General features: G+C 58.8%; 4 protein-coding genes. 2 read left to right on the top strand and 2 right to left on the bottom strand.

The genetic code is table 11. The features are described 5' to 3' along the window. Nucleotides 1–224 precede the first annotated feature (224 nt). A complete protein-coding gene (locus tag AC1RQI_RS16520) occupies nucleotides 225–1073 on the top strand; it encodes a type IV toxin-antitoxin system AbiEi family antitoxin domain-containing protein (RefSeq protein WP_481905711.1) in 849 nt (282 codons plus the stop codon). 136 nt (nucleotides 1074–1209) lie between these two features. Further along, nucleotides 1210–1365: an addiction module protein gene (locus AC1RQI_RS16525; protein ID WP_481905708.1), complete on the top strand. Its 156-nt coding sequence runs from the start codon at nucleotides 1210–1212 to the stop codon at nucleotides 1363–1365. A 67-nt stretch (nucleotides 1366–1432) separates the two neighbouring features. On the opposite strand, the gene AC1RQI_RS16530 is transcribed toward AC1RQI_RS16525, so the two are convergent. Further along, nucleotides 1433–2053: a hypothetical protein gene (locus AC1RQI_RS16530; RefSeq protein WP_481905709.1), complete on the bottom strand. Its 621-nt coding sequence runs from the start codon at nucleotides 2051–2053 to the stop codon at nucleotides 1433–1435. 28 nt (nucleotides 2054–2081) lie between these two features. Then, nucleotides 2082–2768 (bottom strand): hypothetical protein, encoded by a 687-nt coding sequence (locus tag AC1RQI_RS16535; RefSeq protein WP_481905710.1) that lies wholly within the window; start codon nucleotides 2766–2768, stop codon nucleotides 2082–2084. Nucleotides 2769–2916: the final 148 nt, after the last annotated feature.

A 2916-nucleotide genomic window follows, 5' to 3' on the forward strand; every position in this document is an offset into this window, starting at 1 on the left:
TGATCTTGGCGGAGATCAACCAACAGGATACGCCACCTCTTCAGCCTGCTTCCATACACCAGAAATCACCATAACTCCAGTTCCCGCGCCCCGAGGCCACGGTCGCCTTCGATGTCGACCCGCCCCAGGCCGCCACCACCCGCCGCCGCATGTTTGGAGACCCATTGTTTGATCAGAACCGGTTAGGGTTGTGGCGGGTTTAGGTTTTCTCTATTTTGTTAAGTATGGCTATACAAAATAGCGAAAAACTAAACCATTTAACCCAATTACTTCCGGAAGGCCTCCTGGTGGATGCGGCGTGGCTGGAGCGGTATGGCTACTCCCGTGCGCTACGCAGCCAGTACGTTACTGCCGGTTGGCTGGAGCAGCCGATACGAGGCGTGTTTCGTCGGCCGCGAGGGGAGGTGAGTTGGGAGCAGGTTGTAATCTCCATCCAGACCCTGCTGCAGTACCCGGTTTCAGTAGGTGGTAGCACTGCTCTGGATCTTCAGGGCTATGCCCATTATCTTCCGTTCCAGCAGCTGCAGGTCCACCTTTATTCGGATGTGAAGTTGCCGGGATGGGTGAACAAACTGCCGATTGAACCGGAGTTTGTGGTGCATAACCGTCAGCGGTTTCTGCCCGCCGTGGAAGTGCCTTCCTCGGCAACCTCCTTGACCAACTCATCCGCTGGAAGAGGGACACCGCTTCCGGGAGGCGTAAGGGTTAGTTCCTGGGGGCACTGGAACTGGCCTTTGATCGTTTCCACGCCTGAGCGCGCCTACTTGGAGTTCCTGGATGAGTTACCGAACCGAGCGAGCTTTCACATGGCGGATAAGTTCATGGAAGGACTGGGCAACCTTCGCCCCCGATACTTGCAGCCGCTGTTGGAAGCCACACGCAGCATTAAAGTGAAGCGGCTGTTCTTTTTCTTCGCGGACCGCGAACGCCACACGTGGCTGAAGCGGATCGACCGCAGCCGGATCGATCTGGGCACCGGGAAGCGCATGTTGGTTAAGGGGGGAGTGCTGGACCCGGAGTATCAGATCACTGTACCCAGTGAATTTGCCAGGGAGGAAGGCAATGGCATTTAACGAGCAATACCGCCGTCAGGTTGAGTTGCTGGTTCGAATTCTGCCTGGCGTGAGCTGAACCTGGATCGGTCCGGGGAGGGGACTTGTGAAGCGATTCTGCGTAAGCTGGAAAGCGTTATTTGAATGGTGGGGGAATATGGACAAGACCGAATGGGAACAGAATCAACAAAAGCTTGAGTTGACTCCGGCACAACGGGAAGAGCTGGATCGAAGGCTGAATGCTTATGAGCAGGATGGCCAGTCAGGCCGTGATGCTGGCAAAGTTCTGGAAGGCATACGCCGGAGACTATGACTTTCGATTTCAGGGCCCATTGCGGCATCGTCGTTATCCGGAATGGGTGCGCAAGCCTTACGGTCGACTAAAAACGCAGCGTCAGCCCCGCGCTCGCTTCCACCTGAATAAAGCCACTGCTATCAAAGACCGCTGTGCAGCCGCCGGAGCAGAACACAGCGCCGCCGCTTTCGAGGGCCGTGTAGATGCCTCGCAGGTCAAATCGCATCAGCAGGTTCTTTTGCAGAGGCAGCTTGTAGCCGCCGCCCAGGGAAATGGAGGCCCTGTTATGGTCTCTGAGGCCATCCGGTTTGGGGTCCAGCCGGGTCAGGCCCGCCACGCCGGACACAAATGGGCCGCTCGTCCCGCCTTTGGGGAAATACAGGCCCCCGAGCTGCAACTGATGGATCACCACATCCAGGGCAGTAGCGGGCGGGGTGAAAAGGGCTTCGGAGGAGTGGCCCCGGGTTTCCTGCCGGGCGAGGTAGAGTTCCAGCTGTTTGCCCGGTTCCGCCAGATCCGCGTTCAGGGTCAGGCCCAGGCTGCGGGAGTCGTCGAAGGTCAGATCCTCCGTGGTGCTGGCGCCGGCAGTGCGGACCTTAAAATCCCCGCCCAGCCGGTATCCGGCAAACGGCGTGAGCTCCACGCCGGCCTGTGCAACCATGGGAAGCAGGCAGGCGGCAAGCACCAGGCTGAGGCGTCGGACCATGGTGAGTCTCCTCTGGAACAGGGAACTGTTATTCCCTGAGTTTCAGAACCAGTTGGCCGTCCTCAACATGCACGCTGTCGACGCCCTCTGAAAAGGATCGCCAGAATCCCGGCTCGTCTGCGAACTCGTTGACCAGATCCACGTTCTTAAGGTTGCCCAGCCACGCGTTGGGAAGGGGCACGCCCATGACGCTGACGCCCTTGAGTCTGACGACGGGCCTGTCGTTGTTAACGGCCAGCTCCACACCGGCATGAACCCGCAGGGTCTGCCAGCCGAGCACGGGAAAACCCTCTTCAAGAGGCACCAGCAGCACAACACTGAGCAGGCCCTGGGACAGATCAACGGCCAGCTTCCGCGCCAGATCCGTGTTGTTCGCCAGCATCCCGTTGAGTTCACGCTCACTGAAGCGAACCTCCCTGCTGGCGCCTTCCTCGCTGTAGGGCTCGGGCTCCGCTGCAGGGCTTGAGGGTTCTCGCGCATCAACTCTCAGGACATGCAGCTTGCTCTGGAGCGTGCGCTGTTCAGAGGTGTTCAGTTCAACGGGGTCGAACGCTTCAACAAATACATACTGGCTCAAGACCCAGTAACTGACCCCGACAGTGACAACGATGGCGAGCAGTACAATCCCCAGCACCTGCCAGCCGCTGAAGCTCTTTTTGACCGCTTGGCTATGGGCCTGTTGGCCGGATTCGTCCATAACGGGCTCTTCTCCCACTTGCGCCTTCCTGTGCCCTTATTCGTGGTTCATCTTCGCGCAATCCGGATCAGGCCGCTACCACCCACCGCATCATGACCGGATCGGCCAAGTCCCGGGAACTGGTCGGCGGGCATCATTCGGATTTTCCAGGGATGGGGTTCGGTTT

It is taken from the genome of Salicola sp. AFF1, from assembly GCF_056783195.1.